The sequence below is a fragment of the Ruegeria sp. F5 genome (assembly GCF_056533845.1).
This window is the reverse complement of sequence record NZ_JBQFOU010000003.1, coordinates 104,916-123,112: the sequence shown is the minus strand read 5'-3', so window position 1 is coordinate 123,112 and position 18,197 is coordinate 104,916. Positions and strand designations below refer to the sequence as shown.

The window sequence follows — 18,197 nt, the reverse complement described above, 5'->3', positions numbered from 1 at the left end:
TCGGCTTACCTCCACGTCTTCTTGCGTTTCCAGCGGCGGTTTTCCCGCGCGCCTTCTTCCTGAACGCCCAGATAGAAGTTCCGGATGTCTTCGGATTGCAGCAAGGCGTCTGCGGCCCCGTCCATCACGATGCGCCCGACCTCCATTACATAGCCATGATGGGCCAGTTCCAGCGCCGCGTGGGCGTTCTGCTCGACCAGCATCATGGTCATATTCTGCTCATCGTTCAGGCGTTTGAGAATACCGAAAATCTCCTGCACCAGCAGCGGTGAGAGGCCTAGCGAGGGTTCGTCCAGCAGCATGATCTTCGGGTTCGCCATCAGCCCGCGCCCGATGGCCAGCATCTGCTGTTGCCCGCCGGACAGAGTGCCGGCCTCTTGCATGCGGCGTTCTTTCAGGACCGGGAAATAGCTGAACACCATCTCGCGATCCTGTTCGATCCGGGATTTGTCCGCCACCGTATAAGCCCCAAGGCTGAGGTTTTCGTTCACGGTCAGAAGCGGGAACACCTCGCGCCCTTCGGGAACATGCACGATACCCTTCTGCACGACCTTGTGCGGCTCGGACCCCTGAATGTCCTGCCCTTCAAAGGTGATTTGGCCCTTTTCCGGGTCCATCACGCCCGACACCGTTTTCATCAGCGTCGTTTTTCCGGCACCGTTTGCGCCAAGGATCGAAACGATCTGCCCCTGCGAGACGTCCAGCGAAACACCCCGGATCGCCATGATCGGGCCATAGAAGCTTTCGATATTCCGGATTTTCAGGATCGGTTCAGTCATGAGGCTTTGCCCAAATATGCCTCAACCACGGCCGGGTGGGATTGCACCTCGGATGGTGTTCCCAGTGCCAATCTTGCCCCGTCAGCCATCGCCAGCACCCGGTCCGAGACACCCGAAACCAGCCCCATGTCATGTTCCACCATCAGCACGGTGATCCCCATCTGCCGCCGGATGTCGTCGATCCACCAGCGCATATCGGTGGTCTCTTCAACCGACAGGCCCGAGGCCGGTTCGTCCAGCAACAGCAGTTTGGGATCGGTCGCCAGCGCCCGGGCAACTTCGACCACTTTGCGGACGCCATAGGGCAGGCCCGAGATCATCTTGTCGCGAAATGCCTGCAGGTCCAGAAAGTCGATGATTTCCTCGACCTTTTCGCGGTTCTCCAACTCCTGTCGCCGGACGGATGGGGTGAACAGGATTTCCGAGATCAGGTTCGTCTTGCGGTGCCGATGCCGCCCGACCAGCAGGTTTTGCAGGACGGTGGCGTGTTCGAACAATTCGATGTTCTGGAACGTCCGCGCGACGCCATAGGCGGCAACGCCCGAGGCTTTGACCTGTAACAGATCGTGCCCGTCGAACCGGATGGCCCCGGCATTGGGTTCATAGAACCGCGAAATCAGGTTGAATACCGTGGATTTCCCCGCACCGTTCGGGCCAACGATGGCGAAAACCTCGCCTTGCTCGACCTCGAATGACAGATTGTCGACTGCGGTCACGCCGCCGAATGTAAGCGTGACGCCTTCGAACTCAAGCAGGCTCATCTCAAGCGCTCCGTCTTGAGGTAGGATTTCTGCCGTTTGAACATATCCTTGCGGTAGAAGGGGAACAGTTCGAACCAGGTGCGGATTTTCAGCCAGCGGCCATACATGCCCATCGGTTCGAACAGGATGAAAGCGATCAGGATCATGCCGAAGATGCCGAATTCCAGCCCGGGAATGGCGACGGTGTTGCCGCCGAAAACTGCCCCAACATACTCTTTGGAAATCGACAGGAACTGGGGCAGAAAGCCGATCACGATAGCCCCCAGAAACGCCCCATGGATCGAGCCGAGCCCTCCGATCACGATCATCATCAGCAACTGGATCGAGATCAGGACATTGAAGGTCTCGTTGTTGAAAGCCCCCGCGAACATGCCCATCAGCGCCCCGGCCCAGCCGGTCACGGCGCAGGACAGGGCGAACGAGATCATCTTGGTTCTGGCGATATCCACACCCATCGCCTGTGCCGAAACCTCTGAGTCGCGCACGGCGATGAAGCTGCGCCCCAAGGGCGCGCGCAGCAGATTGATGTAGCCCAGCGTCACAATCACCGCGACGGCCAGAACCAGCCAGTAGAAATCCTTGGGCGTGGCCCAGCGGTCAACGAGATGACCGAAAATCTCGACCCCGCCCAGATACTTACCGGCGACGCCTCCGGTCAGGGGTTCGGCCAGCACGATCACGTCGTCCATCAGGATCGACAGCGCCATGGTGAAAATCGCCAGATAGATGCCGTGCAGGCGCAGGGCAGGGATCGCCACCGTCACCCCGGCAATCCCGGTCAGCAGACCTGCCAGCGGAAAGGCGATCAGAAAAGGCACTCCCGCCTCGATCAGGTTCACGTTGGCATAACAGCCAAAGGCCAGAAACGCCGCGTGGCCAAGGCTGACCTGCCCGGTGTGCCCAGTCAGGATCATCAGCCCCAGACCGGCGATGGCCCAGATAAGAACGTTGGTCAGTTCGCCCAGATAGAAGTCGTCCAGCAACCACGGCGCGGCAAAAACGACCAAAAGCAGGATCAGGTAGAGGCTCAGCTGATACCGGTCCTTCCAAGGCCAGATATCCTGCATGTAGTCGGTTTTGAAGACGATGCGCATGCGTCAGACCTTTTTCAGCCGGACCTGGCTGAACAGACCGTTGGGGCGGAAGATCAGAACCGCCAGCAGCAAGGCATACGGGGCGATCTGGCTGTACCCGGCGGCGATGTAGCGGCTGGCGAAGGGTTCGATGACACCGACGATCAGCCCGCCCGCCAAAGCGCCGGGCAGGCTGCCGAACCCGCCGATCACGGCGGCGGCGAAAGCCTTGATGCCCAACAGGCCCGTGGTGGGATCAACCGAACCTTTGGCGGCAAACAGAATGCCCGCGATCCCGGCCACGACGCCTGCCAGCGCCCAGATAAACCCCTGCACCCGCTTGACCGGAACGCCCATGTAATAGGCCGCCAATTGGTTCTGCGAGGCACCCTGCATGGCCAGCCCCAACTTGGTTTTGCTGAAAAAGACGTAAAGGCCCCAGGTCAGCAGGACGGTGACAATAATGACGGCCACATCCTCCATCCCCAAAACCAGCCCGCCAAAACGCACCTCTTTCCCCGCCAGCGGGTTTTGCAGCGTCTGGGGTTCGTGGCCCCAGATCAGCCCGGCGAAAAAGCGGATCACGAAGCCCAAGGCGATAGTGAGGATGACGACGGCGGTCTGGCTTTCGCCAAACAGGCGGCGGATGATAAGGCGGTCCAGCAGATACCCCAATGCCCCCATGATCCCCAGCGAGATCGGCAGCGCCAGCCAGAAGGGCAGCCCCATATATTCGGTATTGGTCAGGCCAATCGTGACAAAGGCCCCCAGCATCATGAAATCGCCCTGCGCGAAATTCACCGCCTCGGTCGCCTTGTAGATCAGCACGAACCCAAGCGCGATCAGGCCGTACACACAGCCATTCGCCAGCCCGCTGATCAGCAGCTGCGCGTTGTCCAAATTCACCTCCCCGTGCCGGTTTGCCAGTCCCTGAACCGCCCGCGGCATTCTTGTTGTTGGCGGGTTTGGTTCTACTATGGCGTGATCATCACCTTGCCGTCACTCTTTTTCAGCGCCCCGGCCAGATTTGGCACCACTTCCTTCAGGGTAAGCCGCTCGGACACATCGGTTTTCCAGCGCCCGTCGGCGAAACGGGCCTGCACCTCGGCCACCACGCGCATCTGATCGGAGGGTGGCGTGGACATCATCCAGTTGGTCAGCCAGAACCCCTCGATCCGTTTGCCCATGAAGATCAACTGACCGGTTTGCGTCAGGGTCGGGGCCTGGTTGCTCAGCTTGCCGTAGCAAATCCAGCGCGCGCGGTTGGGCATGGCGGTAAACACCTGTTCCGACAATTGATCCATGACCGCATCCAGGAACACGCGGGGTTTCAGGCTGGCGCTGAGGTCGGCGAATTTCTGTCCGACATCAGGGTCCGTCGTGACCAGCACCTCAGCCGCACCAAGCTGTTTCAGGTTTTCCGCAGCCTCGGCACGGCGCACCAACGCGATGGATTTCAGCCCCAGATCACGCCCAAGACTGCACATCAGCTTGCCCAACTGGCTGGTCGCTGCAGAAATCACAAAGGCCTCACCTTCCTGCTTGGCGATGTCCACCATCGCCATCGCTGTCAAAGGGTTCACGATCTGCGCCGCGCCATCTTCGTCCGAGATATCAGGGCGCAGGGGGATGCAGGTCTGCATTTGCGTCACGACATATTCGGCCCAGGCACCCGAGCCTGCGGCGACAAAGGCGACACGCTGCCCCCGCAGCCCTTCGGCCCCTTTGCCCGTTGCAACCACATCGCCGCAGCCTTCGAAGCCCGCAGCTGCGCCCTGGACCCGGGGCTGCCCGTATTCACCCTTGATAAAGTGCAAATCCGACGGGTTGACCGAGGCCATGCGCATCCGGATCAACACCTGTCCGGGGCCGGGTTTCGGGACGGGCAGTTCCGCCTCGGCCAGCCAATCGCTGGCGTTTTCGATCATGGGCCCGGTTGCCGTGCCGGAATAGCCGTCATGTTTCAGAACAGTCGCAAACATCGATGCGGGCAGGGTGGTCATGTGAAAATCCTCAGAGAAGTTGCTGCGGCGAGGTCAAAAATCCATCGCTGCGGAATTGGGGGCAAGCCAAACAAACAAAGGATCGGGCGTCAATCTGACCGCGTCCTGACGTGGCGGCAAACGCCAGCGGGACAGGCGGGGCCGCCACGGATGCGGCCCCGCCGGATTTTCATTGCTGAGTCAACAAGTTCTGCAAGTCCTGCAACTTGGTCAACGCCGTATCGGGCGCGGCCTTGATATCGTCGAGGATCTGGATCACCTGAGTTTTGATGTCCTGCGCCAGGGCGCTGTCCTGCACCGACGCAACCATCTTGTCATAGTCGAATTGCTGCGCTGTCAGCATGCCCTCCTGAACCCAGGTATCGAGCAACTCCTGCCCCTGACCGGCCAGCGAGGCAACTTCGTCACCCGCCTGGGTGGCCGCATCCGAGGCCTGATCCGCGATGGACGAGGCCGCTTCCGCCGCCTGTTCGGTCAGCGACGATGCGGCTTCACCGGCCTGCTCGGCGGCCGAATTCAGGGCCTCGGTCGTTGCCTCCTGTGCCGCCGAGGCGGCTTCGTTCACGGCCTCGCCAGCGTCCTCAGCGGCAGATTGCAGTTGTTCGGACGGTGTCGGCTCGGGTTTGTTGATGTAATAGTACGCGCCAATGCCGATTACGGCGATGACGGCGATAAGAAGAATACGCGACATGAGTGCCTCCTTTTTGGAATGTGTCGCAGAGATGAGTCAAAATTAGCCCCGCGCAAAGGGGACTTCCCACTGTTTCGCGTCAGATCCGGGGAATGAGCCAAGCCACGCTGATCGCGCATAACGGGTACGGCGATTTAGCGCGCACCGGCAGGGTCATTTGCCGCAAAGCCCTTGAAACCGTTAGCATGCAGGGGCGAGGGTTCCCGTGCCGGTCAATCAAACGACAAAGATCTCCAGCGAGTTCGAGAATTCTTTGAGTTCCACCATACTGATTTCCTCGGCATTCGGCGAGTCCGACAGGCTCGCCTTAGCGCGTCCGTCGATCATGCTGAACATCTCTTGCACCGCCAAAACCGCGCTTTGGGCCGGGTTGTTCAGGGGCTGCGGCGCGCAGGAATTGAAAGCCGGAAACGATCACATAATGGAATAGTGGCGGAGAGACAGGGATTCGAACCCTGGGTGGGCTTGCACCCACAACGGTTTTCGAGACCGCCCCGTTCGACCACTCCGGCACCTCTCCGCGGGGGTCTGTGAGGGGGGGATTTAGTGGCGAACGGGCAGGGGTGCAAGCGGAAAATTCCTGAAATGCGCAAAGGCGGGATTTTCCATTGCCTGCGGACGTAAAACACCTAGGCTATCTGGTATGAGAAATTCTGCCCGACGCTTCGCCCATTCCCTCGTCCTGCCGCTGCTGGCGCTTGTTCTGATCCCGCTGCAGGTGGCCGCCGCAAATCGCGACCGGGTCGAGGCGTTTTTGACCACAACCGGATTTGACGTGGCGTTGGAAAGCATCGCTTTAGCCTCGGGCTCGGCTCCACAGATGCTGGGGATTGATCCGGAAGGGTTCGGCTCGGACTGGACACGCCTGACGGAAGAAGTATTCGACGTTGAAATCATGCATGAAACGGCGGTTGTGATCCTTGAACAGACGCTGAGCGACGAGGCGCTTACACATGCGGTAGAGTTCTATGCCTCGGATCTGGGGCAGCGGCTGGTTGAGGCCGAGAATGCCTCGCACCTGATCGAAGATGACGATGCGAAGGATCTGGAAGGGCAAAAGATCGTCTCTGACCTGATCCAGAAAGGCTCGCAACGGGTGGAAAGCTTCAAGCGGATGAACCGCGCGGTGGATGGCAGCGACACGTCGCTGCGCGCCCTGCAGGAAATTCAGCTGAGGTTTTTGCTGGCCGCAAGTGCATCGGGTGTGATCGAGCTGCAACTCGGGGCCGATGAACTGCGCGAAATGATGAAACGCAATGAAACCGGCATGCGTCAGGCGCTGCAACTCTCGGCGCTGGCCGGTGCGGCCTACACCTATCAGGATTTTTCCGACGACGACGTAGATGCCTATGTCAAGGCTCTGGAACATCCTCTGATGCAAGAGGTGTATGAACTGCTGACCGCCACCCAATACGAAATCATGGCAATGCGGTTCGAGGTTCTGGCCACCCGTATGGCTGAATTGCATCCCGCTCAGGACATATGATGCGCCTGGCACCGCTCCTTTTGGTTTCATTTCTCTGGGCGACCCCGCTTTTCGCGCAGGAACGGGTCGTCCGCTTGTCGCAGGCGCTGAAACTGGAACAGGTCATGGAGATACTGGCCAGCGAAGGCCAGGATCAGCGGCGCGAACTGGATGAGACGCTTTTGGACAATGCGGGCGGGGCCTTTTTTCAGGCGCAGGTCGAAGACATCTATGACCCTTTGTGGATGCGCAAACAGGTCGAGCATGCCTTTGATCAGGGGCTGACGGATGCGCAGCTGGAACAGGCCTCGGTGTTTTTCGAAAGCGATCTGGGGCAGACCATCATCTCGCTGGAAAATTCGGCACGCAGGGCGATTTCGGACGACGCGATCGAGGAAATGGCCCGCGACGCCTATGAGAACGCAAAGCGCGACTCGGTGCTGTTCGAACTGGTCGAGGAGTACATTCAGGTCAACAATCTGGTCGAACAGAATGTGCAGGGGGCGCTGAGTTCGGATTACAACTTCTTCAAGGGTCTTGATACCGATTCCCGTGGCGACGATGGCGAGCTGCTGGCCGAGCTTCTCTCGCAACAGGACAGCATGACCGCCGAGACAACGACATGGCTGTATTCTTTTCTGTTGATGGCCTATCGTCCGTTGGACGAGGCCCAGATGCGCGAAAACATCGCCTTTTCCCGAACCGACACCGGGCGCGCGCTGAATGAGGCGCTGTTTGACGGGTTTGACCGTATGTACGATCACATCTCGTACCGGCTGGGCGAGGCGGTGGCGCAGGCGCTGAAAGGATCGGACCTGTAACGCCGCTTTGGTGTTGACTTTCATCCGCAATCTATGGATAAGCGCGCATCCCGGCCGGTTTTCCGCGCCGGGTCTCGTTATTATTTGACCCTTTCGGATTGGTCCGGGGGTCAGTCACACGGCCCGAAAAGGGCGCGCTGTTCGAGGTGGCTTAGGCCAGAAACACCCGAGAGAGGGGACCACAGAACGCGGGTATGAAAAGGAAAGACGCATGTTTGCGGTCCTCAAGACTGGCGGCAAGCAGTACAAGGTTCAGGCGGGCGATATCCTCCGCGTTGAAAAACTGGCTGCCGACGCAGGTGAAAAAGTTCAATTCAACGATGTTCTGATGCTGGGCGGCGACGCTCCGGTTGTTGGCGCACCTTTCGTTGAAGGCGCAGGCGTACAGGCCGAAGTGATCGAACAGATCAAAGGTGACAAGGTCATCAAGTTCGTCAAGCGCCGTCGTAAGCACAGCTCGAAGCGTACCGTTGGCCACCGTCAGAAGCTGACCCTGGTCAAGATCACCGACATCCTGTCGTCGGGCGCTGACAAGTCGGGCATCAAAGCTGCAACCGGGTCTGCTCCAGCTGGCGAAGCGGCACCTGCTGCAAAGCCTGCCAAGAAAGCAGAAGCCAAAGCAGAGGCACCCGCCGCTGCTGCCGCCGACGATCTGACCAAGCTGAACGGTGTCGGCCCCGCCGCTGCCAAAAAGCTGGTTGAGGCCGGTATCGAGAGCTTTGCCGCTCTGGCCGCCTTGTCGGACGAGCAGATTGCTGCTATCGACACCATCAAAGTGAAACCCGAATGGGTTGAGCAAGCCAAAGAGCTGGCTCAGGGCTAAGGAGAGAGAGAATGGCACATAAGAAAGCTGGCGGTTCCTCCCGTAACGGTCGCGACTCAGCGGGTCGCCGCCTTGGCGTGAAACTCTATGGTGGCCAGGCAGCCATCGCAGGCAACATCATCGTACGTCAGCGCGGCACCAAGTTCTGGCCGGGCGAAGGCGTAGGCATGGGCAAGGATCACACCATCTTTGCAACCGTCGATGGCGCCGTGAAGTTCCACAAGGGACTCAAAAACCGCACCTTTATTTCGGTCCTGCCAGTGGCGGAGGCCGCAGAGTAAGCCGAAACCCAGAAGGTTTAGAAAAAATTCATGGGGGACCGGCAGAAAGTGCCGGTCCCCTTTCTCGTTTTAACGCAGTCGTGATTGAAAAACCGATGACAGTCGCAACCACCAGTTTCCTGATCTTTGCCGCCTCGCAGGTCGGCACGCCGGGACCGGCCAACATGGTCCTGCTGGGAACCGGTGCGCGCTATGGCTTTCGGGCGGCGCTGCCGTTTGTGGCTGGTGTTGTTCTGGGCAAGCAATTGATCATCTGGCCGGTCGGGTTCGGTCTGATGCAGATGGCGGAACAGGCCCCTTTGGTCTTTTCTGCCCTGAAATACGCCTCGGCAGCCTATGTCTGCTGGCTGGCGTGGAAGATTGCCAATCTGCGCCTGTCGTCCGGTGGCGATGTGGCCGAGGCCCCCGGATTCTTGGCGGGTCTTATCGTTCACCCCCTGAACCCAAAGGCGTGGGCGATGATTATTGCGGGATTCACGGGCTTTGTGGCTGCTGGCACGTCCAGCTTTGATGCAACGCTCACGATCGCGCTTTGTTTGTTGATCTGTCAGGTGGTTCTGCACCCGATCTGGACATTCGCAGGCGATAGAATCGCCCATGCGGTTGAAGGACGGCCTGCGGAAAAATATCTGATGTGGACATTAGCGAGTTTGACTGTTTTATCCGTAGCTTTTGTGTTGTTCGGAGGAGGAACACACCAATGAAAATTGAGACGATAATAAACCAGCCGGTCATTGAAACCGAGCGGTTCGATCTGCGCCCGCTGCGCCGGTCGGATATGGGTCTCATCGAATATTATGCAGGCGATGAGCGCGTGGCGCGTATGACCACCTCGATCCCGCATCCTTTGCCGCCCGGCTCGGTCGAGGCCTTTGTTTCGCGTTCGATGGCCGATGACCGCGACGAGGATGTCTGGGTCATGGATGCCACCAAGGATGGCGGACCGGAACTGATTGGCCTGATCTCTCTCAAGCGACTGGACCGGAACCAGTCCGAGGTCGGCTATTGGGTCGCGCCGATTTACTGGAACACCGGGATCGCGTCGCTGGCGGTTGAAACTCTGGTCAGGTCAAACCCGCTTGAGAACGCCAACATGTTTGCCAGCGTGTTTCAGGACAATCCGGCCTCGGCCCGGGTGCTGACCCATTGCGGGTTCCAGTACCTTGGCGATGCCGAAACCTATTCGGTGGCGCGCGATGCGAACGTGCCCACCTGGACGTACACCAAGAAACTCTGACTTGTGGCCGATGGGGCCTTTGCAGTAGGGGACACACATGAAATTTCTCGATCTTGCAAAGGTCTACATCCGGTCCGGGGCCGGAGGTAGCGGCTGCGTCAGCTTCCGGCGCGAAAAGTATATCGAATACGGCGGGCCGGATGGTGGCGACGGCGGTAAAGGCGGGTCTGTCTGGGCCGAGGTCGTGGATGGGCTGAACACCCTGATCGACTTTCGCTATCAGCAGCATTTCTTTGCCAAGAACGGCCAACCCGGCCGCGGCCAACAGCGCACCGGCAAGGATGGCGACGACATCGTTCTGCGCGTCCCCGTGGGCACCGAGATTCTGGACGAGGACGAAGAAACCGTCATCTGCGACCTGACCGAGGTCGGGCAACGGGTTCTGCTGGCCAAGGGCGGCAATGGCGGCTTTGGCAACCTGCATTTCAAATCGGCCACCAATCAGGCCCCCCGGCGCGCCAACCCGGGGCAGGCTGGGATCGACCGCACCATCTGGCTGCGGTTAAAGCTGATCGCCGATGTGGGCCTGCTGGGCATGCCGAACGCGGGTAAGTCGACCTTTCTGGCGGCCACCTCGAATGCGCGCCCCAAGATCGCGGACTATCCGTTCACAACGCTGCACCCCAATCTGGGTGTCGTCGGCGTTGACAACGTGGAATTCGTGGTTGCCGACATCCCCGGCCTGATCGAAGGCGCGCATGAAGGGCGCGGGATCGGCGACCGGTTCCTTGGCCATGTCGAACGTTGCGCGGTGCTGCTGCATCTGGTCGATGGCACATCCCAAACGGTGGCCGAAGACTATCGCACCATCATCCACGAGCTTGAAGCTTACGGCGGAGAGTTGGCCGAAAAGCCCCGGATCACGGTGCTGAACAAGGTCGATGCGCTGGATGACGAGGAGCGCGACCTCGCCAAAGCTGAGCTGGAACAGGCTAGCGGCGGCCCCGTCATGACCATGTCCGGCGTCGCTCATCTGGGCGTGACCGAGGTACTGCGCGCCCTGCGGGCTCAGATCGACGAAAACCGTCTAAGGCAAAAGCCCACCGAGGAGGCGCAGTCTTGGCAACCCTGACCTCCGCGAAACGTCTGGTTGTCAAGATCGGGTCCGCCCTTTTGGTGGACCGCGACGCCGGTTTTTTGCGGTCGGATTGGTTGCATTCTCTGGCGCAGGACGTAGCCTGGCTGAGGGGGCAGGGAACGGATGTCATTCTGGTCTCGTCCGGTTCAATTGCGCTGGGGCGCGGGGTTCTGGACCTTCCAATGGCGAACCTGCCCTTGGAACAGTCGCAGGCCGCCGCCGCCGTGGGCCAAATCCGTCTGGCCCGCGCCTACGAAGAGGCGCTGACCCCGCACGAGATCAAGACGGCTCAGGTGCTGGTAACGCTCGAAGACAGCGCGGATCGCCGCCGCTATCTGAACTCGCGGTCAACGCTTGAGACGTTGCTGAGTCTGGGCGTTGTGCCCATCGTGAATGAGAACGATACCGTCGCAACGGACGAGATTCGCTATGGCGACAATGACCGTCTGGCTGCTCAGATCGCGGTTACGGTCGGCGCGGATCAACTCATTCTGCTGTCAGACGTGGACGGGTTCTATTCCGGCAATCCCAACGAGGATGCCAACGCCACGCGGTATGAGGTGATCGACGAAATCACGCCCGAGATTGAGGCGATGGCCGGCGATGCCGGGTCGGGCCTGTCCAAAGGCGGCATGAAAACCAAGCTGCTGGCTGCCAAGATGGCAACTGCTGCAGGATGCACTATGGCGATTACTGAAGGGTCGCCCTTGAACCCGCTGAAAATGCTTGAAAATGGCGCGAACTGTACGTGGTTCACGGCAAAGCTTGACCCGCACGCAGCCCGCAAGCGCTGGATTTCCGCCATGAAGCCGCGCGGTGAGATTACCGTCGATGATGGCGCGGCACGGGCCCTTGCCAATGGCAAAAGCCTGTTGCCTGCCGGAATCACCGAAGTGACCGGGGATTTCGGGCGCGGCGATCCCGTTTCCGTCGTCGACTTAAGTGCCCGCCGGCTGGCACAAGGGCTAAGCCGCTATACTGCGCAAGAGGCGGACGCGATCAAAGGGCGCAAGTCGTCCGAGATTGAGGCGACGCTGGGCTATCCCGGTCGCGCCGCGCTGATACACCGGGATGATCTGGCCCTGTAACCTGAAATTTGGACTGTACCGACCTGAAAGGCTTGTAAAATGAAGGATATCGACAACATCCCCGCCCTGATGGCCGATATTGGACAGCGCGCCAAACAGGCCTCGGCCGATCTAGCCTTTGCCTCGGCAGAACGCAAACACGCCGCCGTGATTGCGGCGGCCGAGGCGGTCTGGAAGAACCGGGCTCAGATCATCGAAGCCAACCAGAAGGATCTGGAGTTTGGCCGCAAAAAGGGTCTGAGCCCTGCCATGATGGATCGCCTGATGCTGAACGAGGACCGTGTGCAAGGCATGGTTGACGGGCTGCGCACCGTCGCCGATCAGGCCGATCCTGTGGGTGAGGTTCTGACCGAATGGGATATGGCCTCGGGCCTGAACATCCAGCGAGTTCGCACGCCTTTGGGCGTGATCGGCGTGATCTATGAAAGCCGCCCGAACGTGACAGCGGATGCCGGGGCCCTGTGCCTGAAATCCGGCAATGCGGTGATCCTGCGGGGCGGGTCCGAGAGTTTTCATTCCTCGACCGCCATTCACGCCTGTCTGGTCGAAGGCCTGAAAGCCGCGAACCTGCCCGAGGATGCGATCCAGTTGATCCCGACCCGCGACCGCGCGGCGGTTCAGGAACTGCTGACGATGACAGATTACGTCGATGTGATCGTCCCGCGCGGCGGCAAAGGATTGGTTGGTCTGGTCCAGCGCGAGGCGCGAGTGCCGGTCTTTGCCCATCTCGAAGGCATCGTTCACATCTATATCGACAAAGCCGCCGACCCGCAGAAAACGCTGGATGTGGTGCTGAACGCCAAGACCCGCCGTACGGGGATTTGCGGCGCAGCCGAGTGCCTGCTGATCCATAAGGACGTGGCTGAAACACTTGGGCGCGATGTCGTTGCGGCGTTGCTTGCTGCAGGTGTCGAAGTGCATGCCGAGGGTTCGGTGGCTGTGGATGGAACGGTCGCGGCAACGGCTGACGATTGGGGCAAAGAATTTCTCGACAGCATCATCGCGGCTAAACCCGTTGCCGATATCGACGCCGCCATCGCGCATATCCGGCAGCACGGGTCCAACCACACCGATTGCATCATGACCGAGGATGCCGCCGCCGCCGCCCGGTTCTTTGAACGGCTCGACAGCGCCATCCTGATGCACAACGCCTCGACCCAGTTTGCCGATGGCGGAGAGTTTGGCATGGGCGCCGAGATTGGTATCGCCACCGGCAAGATGCATGCGCGCGGGCCGGTTGGGGCTGCTCAGCTGACCAGCTTCAAATACCTGGTGCGCGGGAACGGAACGACCCGCGCCTAGAACCGTAAAGCCACGCGGGTTGAGGCTGTTTCGACCGCAACCCGCCGCCCCATGGCCGAGGCGGTTTCGGGCAAAAGGGCAAATTGCACCTGCGCGGGCGTGACCTTGTTTGCAAAGCGCCCGGTTGGGATGCTTTTCCAAAGGTCCGGATCGATATTCAGCTTGTCGGCGGTGCCCGTCACAAGCCAGTTCTCGCCCTGTGACGCAATCTCGACCTCACCCCCAAAGGGCATGGCGCTATCGCAGCACATCAGCGCCAGAAAGGCCAGCTTCACCTGATTGCGCGGCACCGGCCCGGTCAGGTTCCAGTTGACCCGAACGCGACCTGACTGCGCGACGTCCCTGAGCAATTCGGCCACATCGGCCCGGCCCAATGGCTGATCGCTGGCCGACCCGAATGCCACGCGGAAAAACCGTATCCGTGCGCCTGCGCTGCCGACGCTGCCCGAGATTAACTCCATCTCGGGGCCCTGAACGGCACCGACCATGTCCAGCAACTCCAACCCGTTGGTGATCGCCCCGATCGGGCTGATCAGATCGTGGCAGATCCGAGAGCCGATCAACTCGGCCAGGTTGACGTCTGATGTGCCCATGCATACCTCCTGAGCGTACCTGCCACCGGACCGGAGCCCCGCATGACAGACCTGAATGCCATTCTTGCACCGGGCATGTTTGTCCGCCACCCGGATTTCCCCGATTGGGGTGTCGGACAGGTTCAGTCCAACATCGCAGGCAAGATCACCGTGAATTTCCGTGAGCAGGGGAAAGTGGTGATCGACGGAACGCGCATCGCCCTGATGCCGGTCTTTGATCCGTGAAACTGGTTTAGGAAAGGTTAACTGAGATCACCAGAGGTCATCCTGTTGCCTTTGGCCGAATATGTGCGATATCAGCCGCGTGTGACTTAAAGGACTGATATGCCTGACGCTGGCCCTTCATTTACCATCCGCCTTGCCGAAACCGAGGACGACCTGCTTGCCGCACAGCGCCTACGCTATGACGTGTTCGTGCGCGAACTGGGCGGCGGGGGTGAGATGGTTGATCATGAAGCGGGGCTGGAACGCGACCGGTTCGATCCGTTCTTTGACCACATGCTTGCGATTGACGACGCGACTGGCGAAGTTGTGGGCGTTTACAGGCTGTTGCCGGGCGAACGTGCCGCAGAACTGGGGCAGTTTTATTCCGAAGACGAATACGATCTGTCCGTGCTGAAAGAAAGCCGGCGAAAGCTGCTGGAACTTGGCCGGTCCTGCCTGCATCCCGACTATCGCGGCGGCACGGCAATGTACCATCTTTGGAACGGTCTGGCCGCCTATGTGACCGAACGGGAGATCGAGGTTCTGTTCGGCGTCGCCAGCTTTCACGGCATCGATGTGCAGGCTCTGGCGCAGCCGCTTTCGATGCTGCACCACAATCACCTCGCGCCGCCGGATCTGAGGGTTCGGGCACAGCCCGAGGTCTTTCAGTCGATGGATCTGGTCGCGCCCGATGCGCTGGACCGGCGCGCGGCGATGGTGCAGGTGCCAGCGCTGATCAAAGCCTATCTGCGACTGGGCGGTTTCGTGGGCGAGGGAGCCTTTATCGACCACGCGTTCAACACCACCGATGTCTGCCTGATCCTCGATACGGCGCGCATTAATGACCGGCAGCGGCGTATTTATGGCGGAGCATAGATCTGTGAGTGACGCCTCGTGGCACAGCGATGACGCACCCGACCCGATTGAGCTGGGCCTTGTCGGCTGGCTGCTGGTCTTACTCCGGGGTCTGCCATTGGCGATTTTGGTGTTCGGCGGGCTGTTCATCCTTCTGGCCCTGCGCCTGATCGAGCGTCCGATTTACGGGGTGCGCCGCCCGATCACGCCTTACGTCGCCCAGTTTGTCTGCCGCAACGCATTCCGGATTCTCGGGATGGGGTTCCGCACGTCAGGCGAATTGATGAACGAGCGCGGCGCGGTGGTGGCGAACCATTCCTCGTGGCTGGACATCTTCGCACTGAATTCCCGTAAACGGGTGTTTTTCGTGTCCAAGGTCGAGGTTGCCAAATGGCCCGGCATCGGCTGGCTGGCGCGCGCGACCGGCACCGTTTTCATCGAACGGAACCCGAAAAAGGCGCGAGAGCAGACACTTCTGTTTCAGGAGCGTCTGACCGCGGGGCACAAGCTGCTGTTTTTCCCCGAAGGCACATCGACCGACGGACTGCGCATTTTACCATTTAAAACAACGCTTTTCGCGGCATTCTTCACCGAGGAACTGCGAGACTTCATGTATGTGCAGCCCGTCTCGGTCATCTATCACGCGCCGAAAGGGGAACCGGACCGGTTCTATGGCTGGTGGGGAGATATGGATTTCGCGCCGCATCTGCTCAAGTCTCTGGGTGCGCGCAGGCAGGGCTCGGTCGAGTTGATCTATCACAGCCCCGCCAAGGTCAGCGATTTCGCAAACCGCAAGGCGCTGGCCGCGCATTGCGAAGAGGCCGTGCGTCACGCGCATGCGCTGGCACGGCTAGAGTAATCCGACTGGAAATTCACTTTTCAGGTGATTTTTCACTTGTCGGGTGAACTCAGCTACCGTATACGCGCGCCATTCAAACCCGCAGGCGGGGTTTGGGCTTTGTAGGGGAGACATCCTTATCTGGCCCGCCGGTTGGAGCATCCGCTTCTTTCACCCCCGCCGAGGCGTAAACCGGAAAAGGAAAGTAAAGCATGGCTCTTCCCGAGTTCACCATGCGTCAGCTGCTGGAAGCTGGCGTTCACTTTGGTCACCAGACACAGCGTTGGAATCCCCGCATGGGCCCGTTCATCTACGGCTCGCGCAATGGCATCCACATCATGGACCTGACCCAGACCGTTCCGATGCTGGACCAGGCTCTGCAGGCCGTTCGTGACACCGTCGCAAAAGGCGGCCGCGTTCTGTTCGTTGGTACCAAGCGTCAGGCTGCTGGCCCGATCGCTGAAGCCGCCGAAAAATCGGCTCAGTACTACATGAACCATCGCTGGCTGGGCGGCACCCTGACCAACTGGAAAACCGTTTCCCAGTCGATCAACCGTCTGAACCAGATCGACGAAGCGATGGAATCGGGCGCCGAAGGCCTGACCAAGAAAGAGCGTCTGGGCATGGAGCGTGACCAGGCCAAGCTGCAGGCTTCGCTGGGCGGTATCCGCGAGATGGGCGGCGTTCCGGATCTGCTGTTCGTCATCGACGTCAAGAAGGAAGCACTGGCCATTGCCGAAGCCAACAAGCTGGGTATCCCGGTTGTGGCTGTTGTCGATACCAACTGTTCGCCCGACGGCGTTGACTACATCATCCCCGGCAACGACGACGCAGCGCGCGCAATCGCTCTGTATTGCGACCTGGCCGCACGTGCCGCTCTGGACGGTATGACCGCTCAGATGGGTGCAGCCGGCGTTGACCTGGGTGCGTTCGAAGAAGCTCCGGTTGAAGAAGCCGTTGCAGAAGAAGCCCCCGCCGAAGCAGAAACACCTGCCGAAGCGTAAGCTGCCCGTCACGTAAATGACATATGGGGCAGGGTATGACCTGCCCCAAATCCGTTTGAATTGAGGAGAGCCAAGAGATGGCAATCACAGCAGCAATGGTGAAAGAACTGCGCGACCAGACCGGCGCAGGCATGATGGACGCAAAAAAAGCGCTGACCGAAACCGGCGGCAACATGGACGAGGCCGTTGACTGGCTGCGCACCAAAGGTCTGGCCAAAGCGGCCAAGAAATCGGGCCGTACCGCAGCCGAAGGTCTGGTTGCTGTTCACGTCAACGGCGGCAACGGTGTTGCTGTCGAAGTGAACTCAGAAACCGACTTCGTTGCGAAAAACGCCGAGTTCCAGGAAATGGTCGGCAAGATCGCATACGCAGCCGAAGGCGTCGACAGTGTCGAGGCTCTGCTGGCGGCCGATCTGGGCGGAAAGAACGTTGCTGACACCCTGACCGACAAGATCGCCACCATTGGCGAGAACATGTCGGTGCGCCGCATGGCGAAACTGTCGGGCGACACTGTTGTATCCTACGTCCACAACGCGGCCACCAACGGCATGGGCAAAATTGGCGTTCTGGTTGCTCTATCGGGCGGTGACGAAGCCATTGGCAAGCAGGTTGCGATGCACATCGCGGCTGTGAACCCGGCGGCTCTGTCCGAGGCCGACATGGACCCGGCGGTTGTCGAGAAGGAAAAGCAGGTTCAGATGGACATCGCCCGCGAATCCGGTAAGCCGGAGCAGGTGATCGAGAAGATGATCGTCGGCCGTATGAAGAAATTCGTCGCGGAATCGACCCTGCTGAACCAGCAGTTCGTTGTAAACCCTGACCTGACCGTTGAAGCAGCGGCCAAGGAAGCAGGTGCAACCATCACCGGCTTCATCCGTCTGGAAGTTGGCGAAGGCATCGTGGTCGAAAAAGAAGACTTCGCCGCCGAAGTTGCCAAGGCCGCACAGGGCTAAGTGATTTCCCCGGACCTTGGGAACAGGGTCCGGGAATACGCAAAGATCGGTCACGCATTGCGTGGCCGAATTTTTTGTTTGGGCACAAAAAAAGACGCCGAAGCGCCCGCAAATCCTCAGGTTGGTGAATGAGGGGCCCCGCATGATGGGGATGGTCGAGGCCCCTCAAAAATTCCGACAAAGGTACGCGGACGAATAGACGCCCCTGTGCCAGACCGACCGGAGAGCTTTGGTATTGCAAAGATCCGACCAAATGTTCCCTGGCTAAAGCCACCACTCACGGAACATTAACAGTCTGCAACTTTGCTGTCAGAACGAAAAGTCATGATTTCCTTACCCTAGGTAAAG

21 protein-coding genes and 1 tRNA gene are annotated in these 18,197 nt (G+C 59.8%); 14 read left to right on the top strand and 8 right to left on the bottom strand.

Features of this window, described 5'->3' with window-relative positions:
* Window positions 1–5: 5 nt before the first annotated feature.
* The 7 genes from ACR0K1_RS05495 to ACR0K1_RS05465 all read right to left on the bottom strand — a co-directional run bounded on the left by ACR0K1_RS05495 (window position 6) and on the right by ACR0K1_RS05465 (window position 5,827).
* A complete protein-coding gene (locus ACR0K1_RS05495; protein ID WP_480610856.1) occupies window positions 6–779 on the bottom strand; it encodes an ABC transporter ATP-binding protein in 774 nt (257 codons plus the stop codon).
* Window positions 776–1,540, bottom strand: a complete 765-nt coding sequence (locus tag ACR0K1_RS05490; RefSeq protein ID WP_480610859.1) for an ABC transporter ATP-binding protein — start codon at window positions 1,538–1,540, stop codon at window positions 776–778. The genes ACR0K1_RS05495 and ACR0K1_RS05490 overlap by 4 nt, the downstream gene beginning before the upstream one ends.
* Window positions 1,537–2,634 (bottom strand): branched-chain amino acid ABC transporter permease, encoded by a 1,098-nt coding sequence (locus ACR0K1_RS05485; RefSeq protein ID WP_480610861.1) that lies wholly within the window; start codon window positions 2,632–2,634, stop codon window positions 1,537–1,539. Before ACR0K1_RS05485 ends, ACR0K1_RS05490 begins: the two co-directional genes overlap by 4 nt.
* 3 nt (window positions 2,635–2,637) lie before the next feature.
* Window positions 2,638–3,513, bottom strand: coding sequence for a branched-chain amino acid ABC transporter permease (locus ACR0K1_RS05480; protein WP_480610863.1), 876 nt, complete (start codon window positions 3,511–3,513; stop codon window positions 2,638–2,640).
* 74 nt (window positions 3,514–3,587) lie between these two features.
* Window positions 3,588–4,616, bottom strand: a complete 1,029-nt coding sequence (locus ACR0K1_RS05475; protein ID WP_480849146.1) for a zinc-binding dehydrogenase — start codon at window positions 4,614–4,616, stop codon at window positions 3,588–3,590.
* A 169-nt stretch (window positions 4,617–4,785) separates the two neighbouring features.
* The gene (locus ACR0K1_RS05470; protein ID WP_480849144.1) at window positions 4,786–5,307 is read right to left on the bottom strand and encodes a hypothetical protein; all 522 of its coding nucleotides are present in this window, start codon (window positions 5,305–5,307) and stop codon (window positions 4,786–4,788) included.
* A 430-nt stretch (window positions 5,308–5,737) separates the two neighbouring features.
* Window positions 5,738–5,827 (bottom strand) — tRNA-Ser (locus ACR0K1_RS05465).
* A gap of 123 nt (window positions 5,828–5,950) precedes the next feature.
* Between ACR0K1_RS05465 and ACR0K1_RS05460 the strand changes: the two genes are divergently transcribed.
* From ACR0K1_RS05460 to ACR0K1_RS05420, 9 genes are all read left to right on the top strand, one after another.
* Window positions 5,951–6,793, top strand: coding sequence for a DUF2059 domain-containing protein (locus ACR0K1_RS05460; RefSeq protein ID WP_480849142.1), 843 nt, complete (start codon window positions 5,951–5,953; stop codon window positions 6,791–6,793).
* On the top strand, window positions 6,793–7,593 hold the full coding sequence (locus ACR0K1_RS05455; protein ID WP_480610873.1) for a DUF2059 domain-containing protein: 801 nt from the start codon (window positions 6,793–6,795) through the stop codon (window positions 7,591–7,593). Before ACR0K1_RS05460 ends, ACR0K1_RS05455 begins: the two co-directional genes overlap by 1 nt.
* A 211-nt stretch (window positions 7,594–7,804) precedes the next feature.
* Complete coding sequence (locus ACR0K1_RS05450) at window positions 7,805–8,416, top strand: 50S ribosomal protein L21 (protein WP_170539672.1); 612 nt, start codon at window positions 7,805–7,807, stop codon at window positions 8,414–8,416.
* An 11-nt stretch (window positions 8,417–8,427) separates the two neighbouring features.
* Window positions 8,428–8,697 (top strand): 50S ribosomal protein L27, encoded by a 270-nt coding sequence (rpmA, locus tag ACR0K1_RS05445; RefSeq protein WP_010440093.1) that lies wholly within the window; start codon window positions 8,428–8,430, stop codon window positions 8,695–8,697.
* Window positions 8,698–8,792: 95 nt separating this feature from the next.
* Window positions 8,793–9,401 carry a LysE family translocator gene (locus tag ACR0K1_RS05440; protein ID WP_480610876.1) on the top strand — a complete coding sequence of 203 codons (609 nt, stop codon included), beginning with the start codon at window positions 8,793–8,795 and terminating at the stop codon, window positions 9,399–9,401.
* Window positions 9,398–9,934 carry a GNAT family N-acetyltransferase gene (locus ACR0K1_RS05435; RefSeq protein ID WP_480610877.1) on the top strand — a complete coding sequence of 179 codons (537 nt, stop codon included), beginning with the start codon at window positions 9,398–9,400 and terminating at the stop codon, window positions 9,932–9,934. The genes ACR0K1_RS05440 and ACR0K1_RS05435 overlap by 4 nt, the downstream gene beginning before the upstream one ends.
* Window positions 9,935–9,971: 37 nt before the next feature.
* A complete protein-coding gene (obgE, locus tag ACR0K1_RS05430; RefSeq protein ID WP_480610880.1) occupies window positions 9,972–11,006 on the top strand; it encodes a GTPase ObgE in 1,035 nt (344 codons plus the stop codon).
* Window positions 10,994–12,100 carry a glutamate 5-kinase gene (proB, locus tag ACR0K1_RS05425; RefSeq protein WP_480610882.1) on the top strand — a complete coding sequence of 369 codons (1,107 nt, stop codon included), beginning with the start codon at window positions 10,994–10,996 and terminating at the stop codon, window positions 12,098–12,100. The genes obgE and proB overlap by 13 nt, the downstream gene beginning before the upstream one ends.
* A 39-nt stretch (window positions 12,101–12,139) precedes the next feature.
* Entirely contained in the window at window positions 12,140–13,402 is a 1,263-nt protein-coding gene (locus ACR0K1_RS05420; RefSeq protein ID WP_480849138.1) for a glutamate-5-semialdehyde dehydrogenase, read from the top strand.
* On the opposite strand, the gene ACR0K1_RS05415 is transcribed toward ACR0K1_RS05420, so the two are convergent.
* Entirely contained in the window at window positions 13,399–13,995 is a 597-nt protein-coding gene (locus ACR0K1_RS05415; RefSeq protein ID WP_480610888.1) for a histidine phosphotransferase family protein, read from the bottom strand. The two genes, ACR0K1_RS05420 and ACR0K1_RS05415, sit on opposite strands and share 4 nt — an antisense overlap.
* Before the next feature lie 42 nt (window positions 13,996–14,037).
* On the opposite strand from ACR0K1_RS05415, the gene ACR0K1_RS05410 reads away from it, so the two are divergent.
* The 5 genes from ACR0K1_RS05410 (at window position 14,038) to tsf (ending at window position 17,849) form a co-directional block, all read left to right on the top strand.
* Entirely contained in the window at window positions 14,038–14,220 is a 183-nt protein-coding gene (locus ACR0K1_RS05410) for a DUF3553 domain-containing protein (RefSeq protein WP_170430504.1), read from the top strand.
* Between the two features lie 99 nt (window positions 14,221–14,319).
* Window positions 14,320–15,075, top strand: coding sequence for an L-ornithine N(alpha)-acyltransferase (olsB, locus tag ACR0K1_RS05405; protein ID WP_480610891.1), 756 nt, complete (start codon window positions 14,320–14,322; stop codon window positions 15,073–15,075).
* Window positions 15,062–15,913: a lyso-ornithine lipid O-acyltransferase gene (olsA, locus tag ACR0K1_RS05400; RefSeq protein ID WP_480610894.1), complete on the top strand. Its 852-nt coding sequence runs from the start codon at window positions 15,062–15,064 to the stop codon at window positions 15,911–15,913. Before olsB ends, olsA begins: the two co-directional genes overlap by 14 nt.
* Window positions 15,914–16,104: 191 nt before the next feature.
* Entirely contained in the window at window positions 16,105–16,896 is a 792-nt protein-coding gene (gene rpsB, locus ACR0K1_RS05395) for a 30S ribosomal protein S2 (RefSeq protein WP_480610897.1), read from the top strand.
* 77 nt (window positions 16,897–16,973) lie between these two features.
* Complete coding sequence (tsf, locus tag ACR0K1_RS05390) at window positions 16,974–17,849, top strand: translation elongation factor Ts (protein ID WP_480610900.1); 876 nt, start codon at window positions 16,974–16,976, stop codon at window positions 17,847–17,849.
* Window positions 17,850–18,197: the final 348 nt, after the last annotated feature.

Bases quoted from the DNA above. Each gene is read 5' to 3' on its own strand.
- ACR0K1_RS05495 (WP_480610856.1), bottom strand. From the start codon at position 779: ATGACTGAACCGATCCTGAAAATCCGGAATATCGAAAGCTTCTATGGC.
- ACR0K1_RS05490 (WP_480610859.1), bottom strand. From the start codon at position 1,540: ATGAGCCTGCTTGAGTTCGAAGGCGTCACGCTTACATTCGGCGGCGTG.
- ACR0K1_RS05485 (WP_480610861.1), bottom strand. From the start codon at position 2,634: ATGCGCATCGTCTTCAAAACCGACTACATGCAGGATATCTGGCCTTGG.
- ACR0K1_RS05475 (WP_480849146.1), bottom strand. From the start codon at position 4,616: ATGACCACCCTGCCCGCATCGATGTTTGCGACTGTTCTGAAACATGAC.
- ACR0K1_RS05470 (WP_480849144.1), bottom strand. From the start codon at position 5,307: ATGTCGCGTATTCTTCTTATCGCCGTCATCGCCGTAATCGGCATTGGC.
- ACR0K1_RS05460 (WP_480849142.1), top strand. From the start codon at position 5,951: ATGAGAAATTCTGCCCGACGCTTCGCCCATTCCCTCGTCCTGCCGCTG.
- ACR0K1_RS05455 (WP_480610873.1), top strand. From the start codon at position 6,793: ATGCGCCTGGCACCGCTCCTTTTGGTTTCATTTCTCTGGGCGACCCCG.
- ACR0K1_RS05450 (WP_170539672.1), top strand. From the start codon at position 7,805: ATGTTTGCGGTCCTCAAGACTGGCGGCAAGCAGTACAAGGTTCAGGCG.
- rpmA (WP_010440093.1), top strand. From the start codon at position 8,428: ATGGCACATAAGAAAGCTGGCGGTTCCTCCCGTAACGGTCGCGACTCA.
- ACR0K1_RS05440 (WP_480610876.1), top strand. From the start codon at position 8,793: ATGACAGTCGCAACCACCAGTTTCCTGATCTTTGCCGCCTCGCAGGTC.
- ACR0K1_RS05435 (WP_480610877.1), top strand. From the start codon at position 9,398: ATGAAAATTGAGACGATAATAAACCAGCCGGTCATTGAAACCGAGCGG.
- obgE (WP_480610880.1), top strand. From the start codon at position 9,972: ATGAAATTTCTCGATCTTGCAAAGGTCTACATCCGGTCCGGGGCCGGA.
- ACR0K1_RS05420 (WP_480849138.1), top strand. From the start codon at position 12,140: ATGAAGGATATCGACAACATCCCCGCCCTGATGGCCGATATTGGACAG.
- ACR0K1_RS05415 (WP_480610888.1), bottom strand. From the start codon at position 13,995: ATGGGCACATCAGACGTCAACCTGGCCGAGTTGATCGGCTCTCGGATC.
- ACR0K1_RS05410 (WP_170430504.1), top strand. From the start codon at position 14,038: ATGACAGACCTGAATGCCATTCTTGCACCGGGCATGTTTGTCCGCCAC.
- olsB (WP_480610891.1), top strand. From the start codon at position 14,320: ATGCCTGACGCTGGCCCTTCATTTACCATCCGCCTTGCCGAAACCGAG.
- olsA (WP_480610894.1), top strand. From the start codon at position 15,062: ATGGCGGAGCATAGATCTGTGAGTGACGCCTCGTGGCACAGCGATGAC.
- rpsB (WP_480610897.1), top strand. From the start codon at position 16,105: ATGGCTCTTCCCGAGTTCACCATGCGTCAGCTGCTGGAAGCTGGCGTT.
- tsf (WP_480610900.1), top strand. From the start codon at position 16,974: ATGGCAATCACAGCAGCAATGGTGAAAGAACTGCGCGACCAGACCGGC.